18 protein-coding genes are annotated in these 16,904 nt (G+C 66.8%); 12 read left to right on the plus strand and 6 right to left on the minus strand.

Annotated elements, in window-relative coordinates:
• The first annotated feature begins 3 nt into the window (after positions 1-3).
• The 3 genes from msrA to BUR94_RS03705 all read left to right on the plus strand — a co-directional run bounded on the left by msrA (position 4) and on the right by BUR94_RS03705 (position 2,130).
• Positions 4-657 (plus strand): peptide-methionine (S)-S-oxide reductase MsrA, encoded by a 654-nt coding sequence (gene msrA / locus BUR94_RS03695; protein WP_074254899.1) that lies wholly within the window; start codon positions 4-6, stop codon positions 655-657.
• Between the two features lie 173 nt (positions 658-830).
• Positions 831-1,700 (plus strand): 50S ribosomal protein L11 methyltransferase, encoded by an 870-nt coding sequence (locus BUR94_RS03700; protein ID WP_074254900.1) that lies wholly within the window; start codon positions 831-833, stop codon positions 1,698-1,700.
• An 88-nt stretch (positions 1,701-1,788) separates the two neighbouring features.
• The gene (locus tag BUR94_RS03705) at positions 1,789-2,130 is read left to right on the plus strand and encodes a hypothetical protein (RefSeq protein WP_074254901.1); all 342 of its coding nucleotides are present in this window, start codon (positions 1,789-1,791) and stop codon (positions 2,128-2,130) included.
• Positions 2,131-2,201: 71 nt separating this feature from the next.
• Here BUR94_RS03705 and BUR94_RS03710 read toward each other — a convergent pair whose 3' ends face one another.
• The gene (locus BUR94_RS03710; RefSeq protein ID WP_074254902.1) at positions 2,202-3,062 is read right to left on the minus strand and encodes a helix-turn-helix domain-containing protein; all 861 of its coding nucleotides are present in this window, start codon (positions 3,060-3,062) and stop codon (positions 2,202-2,204) included.
• A 127-nt stretch (positions 3,063-3,189) separates the two neighbouring features.
• On the opposite strand from BUR94_RS03710, the gene BUR94_RS03715 reads away from it, so the two are divergent.
• Both BUR94_RS03715 and BUR94_RS03720 read left to right on the plus strand, forming a co-directional pair.
• Positions 3,190-4,110 carry a fatty acid desaturase gene (locus tag BUR94_RS03715; RefSeq protein WP_074254903.1) on the plus strand — a complete coding sequence of 307 codons (921 nt, stop codon included), beginning with the start codon at positions 3,190-3,192 and terminating at the stop codon, positions 4,108-4,110.
• A gap of 39 nt (positions 4,111-4,149) precedes the next feature.
• Entirely contained in the window at positions 4,150-5,043 is an 894-nt protein-coding gene (locus BUR94_RS03720; protein WP_074254904.1) for a DMT family transporter, read from the plus strand.
• Here the strand turns inward: BUR94_RS03720 and BUR94_RS03725 are convergent.
• Entirely contained in the window at positions 5,033-6,823 is a 1,791-nt protein-coding gene (locus BUR94_RS03725; RefSeq protein ID WP_074254905.1) for an SLC13 family permease, read from the minus strand. The two genes, BUR94_RS03720 and BUR94_RS03725, sit on opposite strands and share 11 nt — an antisense overlap.
• Before the next feature lie 194 nt (positions 6,824-7,017).
• On the opposite strand from BUR94_RS03725, the gene BUR94_RS03730 reads away from it, so the two are divergent.
• From BUR94_RS03730 to ribD, 6 genes are all read left to right on the plus strand, one after another.
• Complete coding sequence (locus tag BUR94_RS03730; RefSeq protein WP_074254906.1) at positions 7,018-7,500, plus strand: hypothetical protein; 483 nt, start codon at positions 7,018-7,020, stop codon at positions 7,498-7,500.
• Between the two features lie 68 nt (positions 7,501-7,568).
• Positions 7,569-7,949 (plus strand): hypothetical protein, encoded by a 381-nt coding sequence (locus BUR94_RS03735; protein WP_074254907.1) that lies wholly within the window; start codon positions 7,569-7,571, stop codon positions 7,947-7,949.
• A 57-nt stretch (positions 7,950-8,006) separates the two neighbouring features.
• On the plus strand, positions 8,007-8,306 hold the full coding sequence (locus BUR94_RS03740; protein WP_139301212.1) for a hypothetical protein: 300 nt from the start codon (positions 8,007-8,009) through the stop codon (positions 8,304-8,306).
• A gap of 55 nt (positions 8,307-8,361) precedes the next feature.
• The gene (locus BUR94_RS03745; RefSeq protein WP_074254909.1) at positions 8,362-8,778 is read left to right on the plus strand and encodes a secondary thiamine-phosphate synthase enzyme YjbQ; all 417 of its coding nucleotides are present in this window, start codon (positions 8,362-8,364) and stop codon (positions 8,776-8,778) included.
• Positions 8,779-8,985: 207 nt separating this feature from the next.
• On the plus strand, positions 8,986-9,462 hold the full coding sequence (gene nrdR / locus BUR94_RS03750) for a transcriptional regulator NrdR (protein ID WP_074254910.1): 477 nt from the start codon (positions 8,986-8,988) through the stop codon (positions 9,460-9,462).
• Positions 9,459-10,562 carry a bifunctional diaminohydroxyphosphoribosylaminopyrimidine deaminase/5-amino-6-(5-phosphoribosylamino)uracil reductase RibD gene (ribD, locus tag BUR94_RS03755; RefSeq protein ID WP_342745197.1) on the plus strand — a complete coding sequence of 368 codons (1,104 nt, stop codon included), beginning with the start codon at positions 9,459-9,461 and terminating at the stop codon, positions 10,560-10,562. The genes nrdR and ribD overlap by 4 nt, the downstream gene beginning before the upstream one ends.
• A gap of 1 nt (position 10,563) precedes the next feature.
• Here the strand turns inward: ribD and BUR94_RS03760 are convergent, their stop codons facing one another.
• From BUR94_RS03760 to BUR94_RS03770, 3 genes are all read right to left on the minus strand, one after another.
• Positions 10,564-12,621, minus strand: coding sequence for a capsular polysaccharide biosynthesis protein (locus tag BUR94_RS03760; protein ID WP_074254911.1), 2,058 nt, complete (start codon positions 12,619-12,621; stop codon positions 10,564-10,566).
• Between the two features lie 10 nt (positions 12,622-12,631).
• Positions 12,632-13,717, minus strand: coding sequence for a polysaccharide biosynthesis/export family protein (locus tag BUR94_RS03765; RefSeq protein WP_074254912.1), 1,086 nt, complete (start codon positions 13,715-13,717; stop codon positions 12,632-12,634).
• Between the two features lie 270 nt (positions 13,718-13,987).
• The gene (locus BUR94_RS03770) at positions 13,988-15,280 is read right to left on the minus strand and encodes a capsule biosynthesis protein (protein WP_074254913.1); all 1,293 of its coding nucleotides are present in this window, start codon (positions 15,278-15,280) and stop codon (positions 13,988-13,990) included.
• Between the two features lie 113 nt (positions 15,281-15,393).
• Here BUR94_RS03770 and BUR94_RS03775 point away from each other — a divergent pair, with 113 nt between their 5' ends.
• A complete protein-coding gene (locus BUR94_RS03775) occupies positions 15,394-15,999 on the plus strand; it encodes a riboflavin synthase (protein ID WP_074254914.1) in 606 nt (201 codons plus the stop codon).
• Here the strand turns inward: BUR94_RS03775 and BUR94_RS03780 are convergent.
• Positions 15,984-16,862, minus strand: a complete 879-nt coding sequence (locus BUR94_RS03780; protein ID WP_074254915.1) for a hypothetical protein — start codon at positions 16,860-16,862, stop codon at positions 15,984-15,986. The genes BUR94_RS03775 and BUR94_RS03780 overlap by 16 nt on opposite strands.
• Positions 16,863-16,904: the final 42 nt, after the last annotated feature.

Below are 16,904 nucleotides of genomic sequence, written 5' to 3' on the forward strand. Positions count from 1 at the left end.
CGCATGTTCGGATTTGGCCGCGACAAGACGATGATGGTGGGCGAGGGCGATGCCCTGCCGGGGCGGATCGCCAGGATCGCCACGGCAAAGTCCCATTTCGTGAACGGCGCCCCGCTGACCGACACGGTGCCGCCGGGTCAGGAGGCCGCCATGTTCGGCATGGGCTGCTTCTGGGGCGTGGAGCGCCTGTTCTGGAAGATCCCCGGCGTCGAACTGACGATGGTGGGCTACGCCGGCGGGTTTACCCCCAATGCCACCTATGAAGAGGTCTGCACCGGTCGGACCGGCCACAACGAGGTGGTGCGTCTGCACTTCGACCCGGCGCACGTGAGCTACGACGCGCTTCTCACCGCTTTCTGGGAGGGCCACGATCCCACCCAGGGGATGCGGCAGGGCAATGACCGCGGCACCCAGTATCGCTCGGGCATTTACGTGTTCAACGACGCGCAGAGAGAGGCCGCCGTGGCCTCCAAGGCGGCCTACCAGGAAGCTCTCGATGCAAGGGGACTGGGCCGGATCACCACCGAGATCGTCTCCGCGCCCGAGTTCTACTTCGCCGAGGAGTATCACCAGCAGTATCTCGCCAAAAATCCCGGCGGCTACTGCGGCCTTGGCGGGACCGGCGTGACCTGCCCGGTGGGCCTCGGCGCAAGATGAATGCGCGCCCCGGCGCCATCGCCGGGGACGCCGCGCGCCTCAGCCCCGATGTGCCGACCGGCACCACGGCGACAGGTTGGTGAAGCTCCCGGCAGGCAAGGTGCAACCCCGCCACCCTTGACCGCCCCGCACATTCCTCCTACCCGGCGTCCTGTCGCAGCAGGAGCCAGCCCATGCCCACCTTCACCGCCCTCACCACCCTCTCCGGCAAGGAGGCCGCCGAGGCGCTGGGCGAGGCGCTCGAGCGCCTCCAGCCCGAACCCACCGGCGTGGGCGTCTTCGAGGTCGAGGATGGCTCGGGGCTCTGGGAGGTCGGCGGCTATTTCGTCGAGGCCCCCGATACCGCGGGGCTGGACCTGCTCGCCGCGGCCTTTGGCGCCAGGCCCTTTACCATCTCCGAACTGCCCGAGACCGACTGGGTCGCCCACGTGCGCCGCGAGTTGGCCCCGGTCGAGGCCGGGCGCTTCTTCGTCTACGGCTCCCATGATGCCGACCGCGTGCCCGAAGGCGCCGAGCCGCTGCTGATCGAGGCCGCGATGGCTTTCGGCACCGGCCACCACGGCACCACGCTGGGCTGCCTGCGTGCCTTCGACCGGCTGTTGACCGACGGCCTCGCGCCGTGCCCCGTGGCCGATGTGGGCTGCGGCACCGCCGTGCTGGCCATGGCCGCCGCGCGGGTGTGGCAGACGCCCATCATCGCCTCCGACATCGACCCGGTTGCGGTTGAAGTGGCCGGGGCCAACATGGCGGCAAACGGCCTGACCGGACGCGTGCAGTGCATCGAGGCCACCGGGCTCGACCACCCCACGCTTGCCGAGGCATCTCCTTTCGGCCTCATCTTCGCCAACATTCTCAAGGGCCCGCTGATCGGCCTCGCCCCCGATATCGCCAGCGCCCTCGCGCCCGGAGGCTATGCGATTCTCTCCGGCCTGCTGAACGATCAAGCCCCTGATGTGACGGCGGCTTACGTAGCGGAAGGCCTTACTGTCGCCAGCGCCGACACAATCGGCGACTGGACGACGCTCTGTCTCCGCAAATCCTGATCGGCTGCCCAATTTCCGCCCAAATCAAGGCGCATCTTCTGCATTCAGGCGGGGGCTTGCGCGAACAGATTTTCGGACGGAGAGCACCTTGGCCGACCCTATCATGCAGAACTTCGCCGGCCGCATTCGGCGGATCGAGAAAATCCACCGCAAGGGTGGCGGTTTCGAGGCCGCCGGAACCCTGGGGCAGAGCTTTTACACCCGCACCAAGCGCACCCGTCGCCCGGTGCTCCGGCCCGCGCTGACGGTGCTGACGGTATTCCTGGTGTTCAAGGCCATGACCCTCGCGCACCTTGGCAGTGCCGATTACACCGCACGGCTCGATGGCCTGCGGACCGGCAACACGGTGCAGCAGGTCGGCGCGCACCTCATGGCGATCGACCCGATCACCCAGGCCGCCGCCGCAGGGATCAGGCCGCTCCTGCGCTGAGCCTCGGCGCTCAAGCTCGGTTTCCGGTTCGGGGTGCGTCGTGACCGCGGCGCACCTCTTGGCGTCTGGGGCTATCCCATGTCCTTCAGCAGAGCGGCGATATGCCCCGGCCAGTCGCGCTCTCCAACCGAGGCCGTCCGCACCAGCCCGTCGAAATGCCCGGTGATCGCCTGCACCCGCTCGCGGTCGCGGAAGGCGAGGTAGGAGGAGCCGAGGTAGAGCACCGCCAGCAGCGGCCCGAATACCGTGACCGGGGCGGAGAAGACCCGCCGCTGGTCGAACAGGAAGATCCTCAGTTGCGGGTAGAACTGCCGGTGCAGGTCGGCCATCCATCCGAGTTGTTCGCGTCGCAACGCCTCTGGCAGGCCCGCGTAATAGCCGGTGCCGGTGGCAAAGGCGGTCATCTCGTCGAGCGGCAGCGCGATCTCGTAGTCGCTGCCCGAGCCGCGCATCCAGTCCAGCCGGTCCTGAGCCGCACCGATCGCCTGCGCCGTCGTCTTGCCGAGATGGGGCGCATACTCCCAGTGCAGGATGGCCGGGGTCTTCAGCATGTCGGGCAGGGTGGCCGGCACGTGGCGGATCTTGTAGCCCGCTGCCTCCTGGTGCCAGGCGAAGATCTGGTCGTCGATCAGCGCGCGCTCGGCCTGGGTGATCGACAGGGCGGCTCGGGCAAGCTGCGCCGCCCGCTCCGGCCGGTCGGTCAGGCCCAGCAGCCAGTCGGCGCTGATGCCCAGCGCGCCGGCGAGATCGCCCAGCAGCTGCGCGCCGGGCAATCGCGGCGTGTCGCCCCGCAAGAGCTGTGACAGGGTCGACCGGCTCACGCCCACCGCGCGGGCGAGCGCGGCCTGGCTCATGCCGGCCTCCGCCAGGGCTCTCGCCACGCGATCGCGGAACAGCGCCGCACGCGCCCGTTTGTCGACTTTGTCGCTCATGTGTTCATAACTATCAACATCGCTGAGATTTGTTAACAAGAGATCGCCTTATGCGGCGGGTTGCCTGAGAGTATTCTGGTTCCAACACTCTGAAAAACAGGCAAAACCGCCGGATACAGGAGCTCCCGTGAGCGCGACCTACCGCCGCCCGGCCATCACCGAATGGCCCACTCTCTGCCTGCTTGCCGCCTGCTATGGCGTCTTCGCCCTTGGCACCACGGCGGTCTGTGAAGTCTGGTTGCCGCTCGGCATGGTGCTGACGACGCTGACCGTTGTGCTGCACTCCTCCCTGAGCCACGAGCTGATTCACGGGCACCCCTTCCGCTCCCGGATCGCCAACGCCGCGCTGGTCTTTCCGGCACTCGGCCTGTTCATCCCGTATCTCCGCTTCCGCGACACCCACCTTGCCCACCACCAGGACAGCCTGTTGACCGACCCCTACGACGACCCCGAGAGCAACTACCTCGACGCGGGCGACTGGGCACGTCTCCCGTCGTGGCGGCGGCTGGTGCTGCGGGTGAACAACACGCTGGCGGGCCGGATCGTTCTGGGGCCGCTGATCGGCCAGCTGGCCTTCATGCGGCGCGACTGGAGGGCGATCCGCGCGGGCGATCGCCGCGTGGCCGGGGGCTGGGTGCTGCACCTTGCCGGCCTCGTGCCGGTTTCGCTCTGGCTGTCCGTGGCGCAGATGCCGCTCTGGGCCTATGTCGCCTGCGCCTACGCCGCTCTCTCGATCCTCAAGATCCGCACCTTTCTCGAGCATCAGGCCCACGAGCGTGCCCGGGGCCGGACGGTGGTGATCGAGGATCGCGGGCTGCTGGCTTTTCTCTTTCTCAACAACAACCTGCACGTGGTGCACCACATGCATCCGCGCACCCCGTGGTACCGGCTGCCCCGGCTCTACTTCGCCAACCCGGCGCGCTACCTCAGCCGCAACGAAGGCTACCGCTACCGCTCCTACGGCGAGGTCTTCCGGCGCTATTTTCTGTCGGCCAAGGACCCGGTGCCCCATCCAATCTGGCAGCGTCAGGGGCCGCCTGCGCCCTGACGCTTTTCTTCGACCAGGCGATGTGCGCATAGCACAACCATGGACTGGCTCTGGATTCCCTTCGCCCTCGCCGCCGCCCTGATCCAGGCGATGCGCTTCATGGTGCAGAAACAGATGGCGCAGGCGGGCCTCACGGCGACCGGCGCGACATGGGCGCGGTTCCTCTACTCGCTGCCGATGATCTGGCTGGCGCTCTGGGCGATGGTCAGCCTCCGGGGCATGTCGCTTCCGGAGCTGGGCGAGCGGTTCTGGCTCTGGGCCGCGATCGGCGGCAGTTCCCAGATCCTCGCCACCGTCTTCACGGTCATGCTCTTTGCCCGCCGGAACTTTGCCGTGGGCATCACGCTGCGCAAATCCGAGGTGCTGCTCACCGCCGCCGTCGGCTGGGCGCTGCTGGGCGAAACACCCGGCTGGGCCGGCCTCGCGGCGATGGTGCTGGGCATGGTGGCGATCCTGATGCTCTCGGGCACCGGCGGCAAGCTGCGGCTCGACGGTCCCTCCGCCGCGCTCGGCCTCGGGGCGGGGCTGTTCTTTGCCTTTTCCGGCGTCGGCTACCGGGCCGCCACGCTGGAGGTGGGCACGAGCGACATCCTCCTGCGCCCGGCCCTCGCGCTGGGCTGCGTCGTGATCCTGCAAAACCTGCTGATGCTCGCCTGGCTCCTCGCCCGCGACCGAGGCGAAATCTTCCGCGTGCTCGCCGCCTGGCGCCCCGGCCTCGCGGTCGGCATCACCTCCTTCGGCGGCAGCTTCTGCTGGTTCGCCGCCTTTGCCCTGCAATCCGCGGCCATCGTCTTTGCCGTCGGTCAGGTGGAGGTGCTCTTTTCCATGATCATCGGCGCGCGGGTGTTCTCCGAGCGCCTCGCACCGCGCGAGTTTGCAGGCATCGCCCTGCTCATCGCCTCGGTCATCGCCCTCGTCGCGGTTACGGGGTGAGCGGCCAGATCAACGGGATAAGCGCCGAGGCCAGGAGCCCGACGGTCAGGTTGAGCGGGATCCCCACCTTCATGAAGTCGGTAAACCGGTAGCCGCCCGGGCCATAGACCAGCATGTTGGTCTGGTAGCCGATCGGCGTGGCGAAACTGGCGGAGGCGGCCACCATCACGGCAATCACCAGCGGGCGCGGGTCATACCCCAGCGCGGTGGCCAGCCCGATGGCGATGGGGGTGACCACCACGGCCACCGCGTTGTTCGAAACGAGCTCGGTCAGCACCGAGGTCAGCAGGTAGATCGCCCAGATGATGAAGAAGGCGGGCAGCCCCTTCAGCGCCGGTGCAATGGCGGTCACGATGAGCGCCACCGCCCCCGAGGCCTCCAGCGCGGCCCCCACGGCCAGCATCGCGAAGATCAGCGCCAGCAGGCGCCCGTCGATGAAGGAGAAGGCCTCGTCGGCGTCGATGCAGCGGGTGCCGAAGACCAGCGCCACCGCAAAGATCGAGAGCGCGAGGATCGGCGCAAAGCCGAAGGCCGCGAGCCCGACGATGCCGAGCAGCGCGATCACCGCGATAGGCGCCTTCTGGCGGCGATAGGCGCGGCCGGTGGGGGCGGCGACGTCGACAAGGTCCATGTCCGCTGCGAGCCGCTGGATGTCGGCCGGCGCGCCCTCCAGCAGCAGCGTGTCGCCGACCCGCACCACCAGGTCATCGAGCTGGCGGCCGATGTTCTGGTTCCGGCGGTGCACCGCCAGAGGATAAACGCCATAGCGCCGTCGCAGGCGCAGCGTGCCGAGCGAGCGGCCCACCATGCGCGCGCCGGGGGTGATGAGCACCTCCACCGTGGTCGTCTCGACCGAGGAGAGCTTGTCGACCATCCGGACGTGCTTGCTTTCCTGCAACGCGAGCAACTCCGACATCTGGCTGCGCAGAACCACGCGGTCACCCGGCTCCAGCACCACCTCGCCCATGTTCCGCCGCAGCGAGGCATCGCCGCGCAGCACGTCGACCAGCCGCACGCCCTCGCGCTTGAACAGGTCCACCTCGCCCGGCTTCTGTCCCACCAGCGGGCTGTCCTCGGGCAGGGCCACCTCGGTGAAGAACTTGCGCCGAGAGCTGTCGCCGCCCGAGAGCAGGTTGGCCATGCTGGCGCGGTCGGGCAGGATGCGCGGCCCGATGAACCGCAGGTAGATCATGCCCCAGGCCACCAGCACCACGGCCAGCGGCGTGACCTCGAATATCCCGAAGGGGTCGAGCCCATTGGCGCGGGCCACGCCGTCGACCAGCAGGTTGGTGGAGGTGCCTATCAGCGTGAGCGTGCCGCCGAGAATCGCCGCATAACTGAGCGGGATCAGCAGCTTGGAGGCGGAAACGTTCATCGTGCGCGCCAGTTGCACGAAGACCGGGATCATCACCACCACGACAGGAGTGTTGCTGACGAAGGCCGAGGCCACCACGACGAAGGCGATCATCGCGCCCACCGCGAGCGTGGGCCGGGTGATTGCGTTGCGGTCGGCCACCTGCGTGAACCAGTCGAGCGCGCCGGTGCGCACCAGGGCCCCCATCACCAGGAACATCGCCGCGATCGTCCAGGGTGCCGGGTTGGCCAGCACGGCGCGGGCATCGGTATAGGGCAGAACGCCGGAGAGCATGAGCACCGAAACGCCGAGGATTGCCACAACCTCCGGTGGATAGCTCTCACGGATGAAAAGCACGAACATGGCGGCCACCACGCCCAGGGCAAAGATGGCGTCCCAGGGGGCCGGAAGAGCGATCAGGTTCATCTTGGCGAGGCTTTTCCCATGTCGGACGCTCAGTCTAGCGGGCAGCCGCAGGGAAACAAGCGCACTCTGCACGGGCGGCGACACTTTGGCTGCCGGGGGCGGTCCGCAGGCTCCAGGTCGGGTTGACCCTCCTGCTCCCATCGGCTGAAAGTGGGTCTATTGCCGCCTTGCCCTTCAGCCGGGAACCTCACGCCATGATCCGCCCTGCCGCCGCCCTTCTTCTCCTGACCGCCTTTCCCGCCGGTGCCGACTGCATCACCGCCACCGAGAGCTTTGTCGCCTGCAAGATGAGCGGCGGCAGCAAGGAGCTGCGGGCCTGTTGGGGGCCGGGCAGTGTGGGCTATCAGTTTGGCCCGGAAGGCGGCGAGCCCGATCTGGTGATCTCGGTGCCGCTCCGCGATCTGAACTACATCCCATGGCCCGGGGTCGGCAGCTCGATCTGGGAAGAGGCCATCTTTCTCAATGCCGACGTGCAATACACCGTCTGGCACCGGATCGACCGCAAACCCGAAGGCGACCCGCCGAGCGCCGGCGTCACCGTCACCCGTGGCGACGAAACCCTCGCCGACCTCACCTGCGATCCGGGCACCATCACCGCCAATTTCGAGGGGCTCTACGAGGCAAAAACCGCCATCGGCCAGTGCTGGCGGGATTTTGAGTGGCAAGACTGCCAATGATCCCCATATATCCTGTGCGACCGGCGCATTTTGCGCTATGCTTTGCACAGGTTTCGAAAGGATACGCCATGCGCTCCGTCGCCCTTCTCGCCGCGCTCGCCGCCACCCCGGCCGCTGCAACCGGCTGGCTCGCACCGAACGGTCACCTGGTCGATGGCGGGCCGCAGGCGATCGTGGTCCATCCCGTCGCGGGCGGGAGCAGCGCCGGAATCTTCTGCGCCGCAGGCAGCTACGCGATGGAGCGCCTTGGCGCCCAGCCCGCAGACGCCGTCGTGGTGACCTCGCCGCGCAGCGGTCGCATTTTCGGGCCGGGCGGTGAAACGGTAGGCTTCCGGCTCGATCCGGGCGCATCTCCCGACCATGGATTGCTGCTCAAGGTGTCGCGCCAGGGTGAGGCGGTTTCTGTCGCCCACGCCCGCGCGCTCTGCAAGGAACATCGCGGCCACTGACGGCGGCGGCACCTCGGCGCGGAACCGATGCCTCTGTCGGGGCGTTTCTTCCGCGACATGAGACAGACAGCACAAACCCTCGCCCTTCTCGCCGGCACCCTCGCGGCACCGCTCTCGGCCAGCCCGTTCATCGACTATCCGGATGATCCCGGAATGCCGACGGAAGAGATCGTCGAAATCCCGGTCGCGCCGGAAGACCTCGCCCGCTGCGAAGCGACCTTGGCCATGGTGACAGGCGCGCCTGTGGCCCTCCCTTCCACCTCCGGCGCAATGCCCGTGGCGATGGATGCCGAGGAGCCTCCCGCACTTCCGGTCGCCGTCTGCGTTGTGGAGCCGCGCCCGCGTCCTGGCTCGTGAGCCGGCCACCATACCGGCTTGCCCACTGGCCGCTTGGTGACGCATCGTGCAAGCCATGCAGACGACCTTCACCATTGCAACCCGCGGGCCGGGCCTGACCCCCTTAACGAACGAGGTTGCACGCTGGCTCGAGGGGCTGGGCGATGGTCTGCTGACCCTCATGGTGCGCCACACCTCCTGCTCCCTGCTGATCCAGGAAAACGCCGATCCTGACGTAAGGTCGGATCTCACCGAGTTCTTTCATCGGCTGGTGCCGCCGGCCGATGACTTTTCGATGTCCTATCTGACCCACACGCTCGAGGGGCCCGATGACATGCCGGCGCACATCAAGGCGGCGCTTCTCCCGGTTTCGCTCCAGATCCCCGTTCTGAGGGGGCGGATGCGCCTTGGCACGTGGCAGGGCATCTACCTCGTGGAGCACCGCAGGGCACCGCATCGGCGTGAGGTGGCGGCACACTTCATTCATGATTAATGCGGGCCTCGTGCTGCACCGCGGCGCATACGGGTTGTGCATGGAATGTGCATGGGTTGTGACTCGGTTAACACGGTTTCATGCTGCGTTCGCGCGGCAGCATGTAGGGTCTCAAGTTTTGGCCTACCCAAATACTGGGGGCTGTCCTATAGTCACTGTGGATAAGTGGGGAGCATAACCCCAGAGGCAGAGGAAAAGGGGACAGGAATGCGCTGCCCGTTTTGCGGAAACGTCGATACGCAGGTGAAGGACAGCCGGCCGGCGGAGGACCATGTGGCCATCCGGCGGCGCAGGTTCTGCCCCGCTTGCGGTGGCCGTTTCACCACCTATGAACGCGTGCAACTGCGTGATCTTGTTGTAATAAAATCCTCCGGACGCCGTGAGGACTTCGACCGCGACAAGCTCGAGCGCTCGATCCGCATCGCCTTGCAGAAACGCCCGATCGACCCCGAGCGGATCGACCAGATGATCTCTGGCATCGTGCGCCGGCTGGAGAGCATGGGCGAGACGGATATCGACAGCAAGGTGATCGGCGAGATCGTCATGGAGAGTCTCGCCCGCATCGACACCGTCGCCTACGTCCGGTTTGCCAGCGTTTACAAGAACTTCCAGGCTGCGGACGACTTCGACCGCTTCGTGTCCGAGCTTCGACCCCCGGCCATGCCCGGCGACGCCGGGGAGTGACCCGCAGCGACGACGCCCAATGGATGGCGCGCGCCCTGAGCCTCGGGGCGCGCGGTTTGGGGCAGGTTTGGCCCAATCCGGCGGTCGGCTGCATTGTGGTGAAAGATCAACGCGTTGTCGGTCGCGGCTGGACCCAGCCCGGCGGGCGACCCCATGCAGAAGCCATAGCGCTGGCCCAGGCGGGCGAGGCCGCGCGCGGCGCCACAGCTTACGTGACCCTGGAGCCCTGCGCGCATCACGGAAAGACCCCACCCTGTGCCGATGCGCTCGTGACCGCCGGCGTGGCCCGGGTGGTGACGGCCCTCGAAGATCCTGACCCCCGCACTGCCGGGCAGGGGATCGCGCGCCTTTCGGCCGCCGGAATTTTCTGCGAGACCAATGTCTTGCCCGATGCCGCGCGACGTGCCCATGCAGGCTTCTTGAGCCGGGTGGAGCGCGGGCGGCCCCTGCTGACGCTCAAGCTCGCCAGCTCCTTCGACGGCCGCATCGCCACTGCCTCAGGCGAGAGCAAGTGGATCACCGGCCCCGCTGCACGCCACGCGGTTCAAGGGCTTCGGGCCTCGCATGACGCGGTTCTCGTGGGCGCTGGCACCGCCCGGGCCGACGATCCGGCGTTAACCCTTCGCGGCTATGGTGAGCGGCGCTCCCCTGTCCGCGTGATTATCTCCCGCAGGTTGGACCTGCCGACAGAGAGCCAGCTGGCGCGCACGGCCCGCAATGTTCCGCTTTGGCTGTGCCACGGCCCCGACGCGCCGGATGATCGCCGTGTCGCTTGGGCGAAAGCCGGCGCCGACCTCATCGAGGTCCCACTGGGGCAAGACCGGCACCCCGACCCGGCGGCCATGTTGCAGCTGCTCGGAGCCCGTGGTTTGACCCGTGTGCTGTGCGAGGGCGGCGGCATGCTGGCCGCCTCCCTGATCGTCGCCGACCTGCCCGACCAGCTCGTCGGCTTCACTGCCGGTCTCGCGCTTGGTGCGGAGGGGCAGCCTGCAATCGGCCCGCTGGGGTTGGCCGCGCTCTCCGAAGCGCGGCGCTATGTGCTTGAAGGCACTTGCAAGATCGGGCCCGACTTGATGGCCGTATGGGATCGGCGGCGCTGATCTAGCGCCACAGATGCGCTTGGCTCACGAGCCAGCCCTGCACCTTGGAAAGCAGGCGGTTGCCAAGGCCGGGGTGAGGCAGGTTGCCGGTTTCGAGCCGTTCGAGCACTACTTCGACAGGGCAGGGCGTGCCAGTCACCGGGTCGAAGTAGCGCGGATAATCAATGAGAACGGCCTGCACCAGGGCTTCCAGGGTCGGCCGGGCCTCTCGCCGCTCCGGCGGATTGCCCATGTCGGTCGTTAGGCCCCAGCCCGCATAAAAGGGAGCCCCGAGCGTTGTGACGGGCACACCGCGCAGAAGCGCCTCGAAACCGAGGCCCGAGGTCATGGTCCAGACGGCATCGACACGGGCGATGAGCGCTGCCGGATCGGTGCCGGAAAGAGTGAGGTCTGCCCATTGCTCGGCGTTGTCGACCTGTCCGACGCGAAGGCCGGCCTCGACGTCAGGATGCGGCTTGTAGAGAATGACCGCATCGGGATTGGCCTTGCGGGTCGCGCGCAGCAAGCTGGCATTCGTGCTGATCTCACCGGTGCCGAACCGGATCGAGGCATCGTCCTCGACCTGCCCGGGAACCAAGATGCGGCGGCCTGCGGGCAGATCGGGCAGTTCGGCGGATCCGAGGTTGTACTTGCTCACCCCGTTTGCCTTGAGCCGGGTCATGAGCGCCGACGCTCGCGGATGATCACCCTGCGCTGCTGCGCGGGCGATGAGGCGTTCAAGCCGCGACGGCATGGTCGGGTCGTAGTAGATGCCGAGGTCGTCGCGCACGAGGCTGAGCGGGGGCACCAGCTCGGCACCCAGCCCTCGAGACCGCAGAAACCCGTCTTCGACCCGGACCAGCGGCACATGGGCGCGGGCGGTCGCGGCCTCCAGCGCCCCATCCACCTTGCTGGCCCAGGCCAGGAGTGGCACGCCGAGAGACTTTGCCTTCTGCGTTGCCGCGCTCGAATCATCGTTGAAGATCAGCGGTTTCTCGGAGCCGAAGAACCGCTGCAACGGTTTGCGCTTCCAAAGGCGCATGCCGTAGGCGACGGCACCGGCGCGGTCCTCTCGCCAGGCGCGGCTGCGGGCGGAGAGCCCGTCGATCGCCTCTTCGAGGCTGCACAGCCGGTCGCGCCATGGATCGTACCAGCTGGGGTAGAGGATCATCGCCGCCGCGAAGAGCTGGGCGCGGGTCAGCTTGCGTTCTCGACGGGGGCAGGGGGCCTCATCTGCTGTCAGCCCCCACCCGCCATAGAACGGCTGGCCGAAGACCCGCGGCTTGTGACCGGCGAATATCGCCTCGAAGCCCATCCCGGACGAGACGGTATAAACCGCGATGGCCCCCTCGAGCAGTGCCCAGGGCGAAACGGCTTCGGTGAAGAGCCTGGTGCGTTCATCCTCGTCGTCCGGCCCGAAATGGCCAGGCCTTGCGCCGGAGGTCGTCTCCGGGTGGCTCTTGATCAGAATACGTGCGCCCGGATGTTCGATTTGTGCAAAGGCCAGCATCTCGCGGAAGGTTGCTGCACTGGCGTTTCCATGGGCGATGGAGGCATCGCCTCGGGTCTGGTCGATCACCAGCACGTAGCCCGGTTCCGGAACCTCAGCCTGCGGATCGAACGCGTTGTATTTGCTCAGGTGTTCCCGTTTCAGCCGCTCCATCGCCGTGCGGGCGCGGGCGAGCAGGGCGGCGTCGTCGAGAGGATGGGTGGCAAGCAGGATCTCAAGGTCGGAGGGGCGGCCGCTGTCGAAATGCACGCCATGTTGATCAATCAATAGTCCGACGGGCGGCTCGCCTCCCGCGCGCCCGGGGTGGATCGACCGCAGGAAGGCGTCTTCCACCCGCACCAGAGCGGCACCTGTCCGCTCCGCCATCGCCTCGCCCCGCGCGGCATAGGGCGAACGTCCCCAGACGCCGATGCGGTCCTCCGCACGAGGCACACCGAGCCGAACATCCCACCCGGCCAGATCCAGGATCCGGCGCACGCGTTTCTGAAAGACGAAGCCGCCGGAAAAAACGAAAAGCCGCCGGGGCGCGGGCGCTCCGGCGGCTTTCAAAAGATCTGGCGCGGGGGCCATGCCGGCCGCGTCAATTGCCGGCGGCGGAAGCCAGCGTGTTGGCGGTGCCCGCGGCCCCGGTAAGGGCGGAGAGGGTCTTTTGCCACTGCACGTAGGGTGCCTCGGTGACATAGACCGTGTCGCCGTCGCGGATCACGAAGTCACGGGCCTCGAACATGCCGTTGGGTTCGGTCAGATCGAGCACGTAGACCATGCGCTGCGTGCCCACGAGGTCGGTTCGGCCGAGCACCTGCTTGGCAATTTCCTCCGGCTCGTTGCGGAACACGAACACGCCGGTCGGGTCCGCGAGGTTGGAGCTGAGCCCGCCGACCTGCGCGATGGCCTCGATGGCCGAGAGCGTCTGGGTGGTGAAGGGGATGCGGTTTTGCGTGCCGGTGGCGCCAAGTGCGGTGAAGGCCCGCGTATCCTCTTCCACGAGGATACGGTCGCCGTCGCGCAGGGCGATGTCGAAACTGGGGTTCGAGAACAGGTCTTCCCACCAGATCGTGCACTTGTGCTTGCCGCGAATCACGGTGATCTGGGCCACTTCCTGCTCGATCGCGATGCCTCCGGCCGCGGCCAGCATCGCCGAGAGGGTGCGGGTCGGGCGCTCGATCGGGTAGACGCCCTGTGCCCCGACACCGCCGACGACAGAGACCGTGGCTCCGTCACCGGCGAGGCGGCGCACGATGACCTGCGGATCCGGGGTTTGGGTGTCGAGCTTTTCGGTGATGAGCTGGCGGATGCGGTCCGGCGTGTTGCCCGCCGCCTTGATCCGGCCCGCATAGGGCACGAATATGAAACCGGCGGCATCCACCTGCACCTCTTCCAGCACCGTGGCGGCCTGGCCCTCGCTTGCCAGAAGCCCGTCATCGACGTTCTCCCAGATCGTGAGGCCGAGCGTGTCGCCCGGGCGGATGGTGTCGGCCCCGACAACGCCCGCGTTCAGGAAGGCCTTGGAAAAGCCGAGAACCGGGGTGACGGAGGTGGCGGCGGTGACGCGGCTGTTCACGGCGACGATGAAGGCATCGCCTTCCTTGAGCACCGAGCCTGCGAAGATTTCACGCTTGTTCGGGCCGCTGCGCGGGAGGCCACAGGATGCGACGAGGGCGACCATGGCCAATGCTGCCGCGGCTTTCGCCAGCGGGGAAGTTCTGAGTTTCACTGCTCGGGCTCCTTTACGGAATTCTGCCTCAAGTTTTTCGCTCAACCTACTGACGGGACCTCGCAAAATAAAGCGCGCTGTCAGCGCGGTCGCGCCGATGGGCGCAGGGGTGTTGCCCATGTGCCGCGATTTCTGTGGCCTATGGTGGAGACGATTTCTGCGAGGAATTCCGGATATTTGCCAGATATAGTAGAAGTGGATGCTGTCACCGCTAAGGGTGCGTCATGTGACCAGCCGGAGTTGAAGCCGTGGGCCGGCCTTGCCCTGCGCGAGGGCGTCATAGGGGTCTTCTGGGGCCAGCATCATGTCGACCACCTGGCGCAACAGCTGCCTGCGCCCGCGGGAGGAATAGAAGCCTCCCGCGATCTGCGAGGTCTCCAGCAGGAAGCTGCGATAGTCGCGGTAGGCCTTGCTGTCGGGGCGGGTGGGGGCCGAGAAGAACTCGGGCAGCGGCTGGGTCGAGACGAACTCGGGCTTGGCATAGACCGCGTCGCCGAAAACCTTCAGCGGCAACCCGCGCCAGAGCACCTGTTGCGCGGCGGTGGAATTGACCGTCACCGCGGAGCGGGCGTGGTTGAGCAACTGTGCCAGCTTGCCGCCGCGCACGTAGTGAACACGGTCTCGCACCCCGTGTTCACGGGCCAGACGGCGGATCTCGCGGCGCAGAGGCACGCGGCCATCCTCCAGCGGATGCGCCTTGAACACCAGGTGGTGATGCCTGGGTGCGCCCTGGGCGAAGCCTTCGATGGTGAGCGAGAGGAACTCGGTCATGGTCGTGAACGGCGAGTGCTTCTGGAAGCTCGAGTCATGCTCCAGTTGCAGGATCGCGAGGTGGTAGGGAAAGCCGCCGTGCTTGATCCGGAAGGTCGCCTGCACCCGGTCGGCCCAGAACACCGGCATCAGGATCAGCCGCTTGAGGTAAAGCCCGAACTCCTGCGCCACGCTCAGCGAGCGGTGCGGGCGGAAGTTGCGGTAGGGCCGGTTCCAGAGCAGGACAAAGTAGTGGTAGAGCGCGCCGTAAAAGATGTGATGGCGCATGTCGCCCCATTTGGCGGGGGCATCGGGCAGGTCGATATCCGACATGGCCAGGGCGGTACGCATATCCTGGATCGAGAAGTCCATCAGCCGTGAGTGCCCGTTCGAGCCGCCACGCTCGTAGCTCACCCAGTAGGGGCGCAGGTAGCCTTCCTCGAAGACATGCACGGTGATTGCCCGCTCCCTGGCGATGCGCACGGCTTCGGCGTGGATGGCGCGGGTATCCCCGTAGAGCGCGATATCGGTGATGCCCTTTTCGTCACAAAGCGCGGCGAAGCGGGCGGGCCAGTCTTCAGGGGTGCCGCGATAGGGGATGTAGCTCCGGGTGTGGAACCAGAAAGCCTCGTCGCCCTTGTTGAAGCCGACACGCCAGACCTCGCAGCCCGCAGCCCGCAGCATCTTGCCGAGCCGGTGGAAGAACGGCCCGTGAGGCCCCTGCAGAAACAGGAAGCGGCGTTGGTCGGCGGCAAGGGCGCTCATCTCGGGCGCGGTCTCCTCAGGTCTTGCTTGTGGCCTATCCCATTCCTGCGGCAGAATTAAGGCTCTATGAACGGGGCGGGGCTCCGGCAGCACTAACGGCAAGGGATTGAGGCATGTTTACCGGCATCGTGACCGACGTGGGGCGAGTGGAAAAGGTCGAGATGCGCGGCGACATGCGGGCGCGGATCGGCACGGCCTATGACACCGAGGGCATCGACATCGGCGCAAGCATCGCCTGTGACGGTGTCTGTCTCACGGTGGTGGCGCTGGGGCAGGGGTGGTTCGAGGTGGATGTCTCGGCCGAGACGGTCTCGAAGACTTCGATCCCCGCCAATGGATGGCCCGTGGGCAAGCGGCTTAACCTCGAGCGTGCGCTCCGCGTGGGAGACGAACTGGGCGGACATATCGTGTCGGGCCATGTGGACGGCGTGGCCGAAGTCGTGGAGTTGCGTGACGAGGGTGACAGCCTGCGGGTCACGTTTCGCGCGCCTGCATCCTTGGCGAAATTCATCGCCCCCAAGGGCTCCGTCGCGCTCAACGGCACCTCGTTGACGGTGAACGAGGTGGATGGCGCGACATTCGGCGTCAACCTGATCCCGCACACGCGGGAAGTCACGACCTGGGGCGAGGTGAAGCAGGGCGACGAGGTGAACCTCGAGGTCGACACCATGGCCCGCTACGTGGCGCGGTTGCAGGAAGCCTCTCAGGACGGGGCCTGATCCTCCAGCAGGCCGAAGATCCTGCCCTTGACCGCCCAGCTCACGCCAAAGGCCATGAGCGCAACCGCCTCGCACCAGAAGGTCAGCCGAGCCGCGTTCCATCGCGCTTCGAAGGCTGCGCCGCCCTCCGTCCAGTTGGCCACGCCCATCTTGACGGCAAGCGCGCCCATTGCGAGCAGCATCAGCCAGCCCATCCCTGTGTAAATCGCATTGCGGGTGCGCTTGGCCGAGGTCTTCTCGCCGACGAGAGTGTGGCTCCGCGTCGCGGCAGGGGTTTGGACGCGGGTGAAGACCCGCAGCGAGAAATAGGCAAGGATCGCAAACATGCCCGCGGCAGAGATGTAATGCGCATGGGCAAGCAGAAAGGGCACCTCTTCGGGCGCGCTCCAGTGGCCGAAACTCAGCCAGAAGTCGAAGGACTTCTCGCCGCCGACCACGCCCTCGCCGTCGATCACCGTGTTCAGCACGAAAAAGCGGGAAACGTCGAAGCCCTCGGAGGCGGGGTAGTCGCATCCCACGCCCCCGGTCGGAATGAAGGCCACCCCGAGGCCGAAGAGCCCTGCGGCCTTGGCAAGCAGCGCATTGCGCCGGTTGTGGGCTTCGTTCCCCGGCGCGTCGTCGCCCTTGTAGACGTAAAACAGCACCATCACCGCCCCCACCACTGCGAGAGCGCCCACCAGGATGTCGCCACCGATGCGGGTGTAATAGAAATGGCTGATCGAATACATCGCGCAGGTCGTGGGCGACAGGCTGGCAAGCAGGAACAGCGAAACCGGCAGCAAGAAGGCGATGGCGCCGATGGTGGCGTTGATCCGCTTGGGGTTCACCTCGAAAGGCAGGTTCAGAATACTGGCGTCTGACATGGATGCCTCCTGAAATGCGATCAAATAATGTGCAGCAGCCTA

Origin of the sequence: Vannielia litorea, from assembly GCF_900142295.1 — a bacterium.
Classification (GTDB): Bacteria; Pseudomonadota; Alphaproteobacteria; order Rhodobacterales; family Rhodobacteraceae; genus Vannielia; species Vannielia litorea.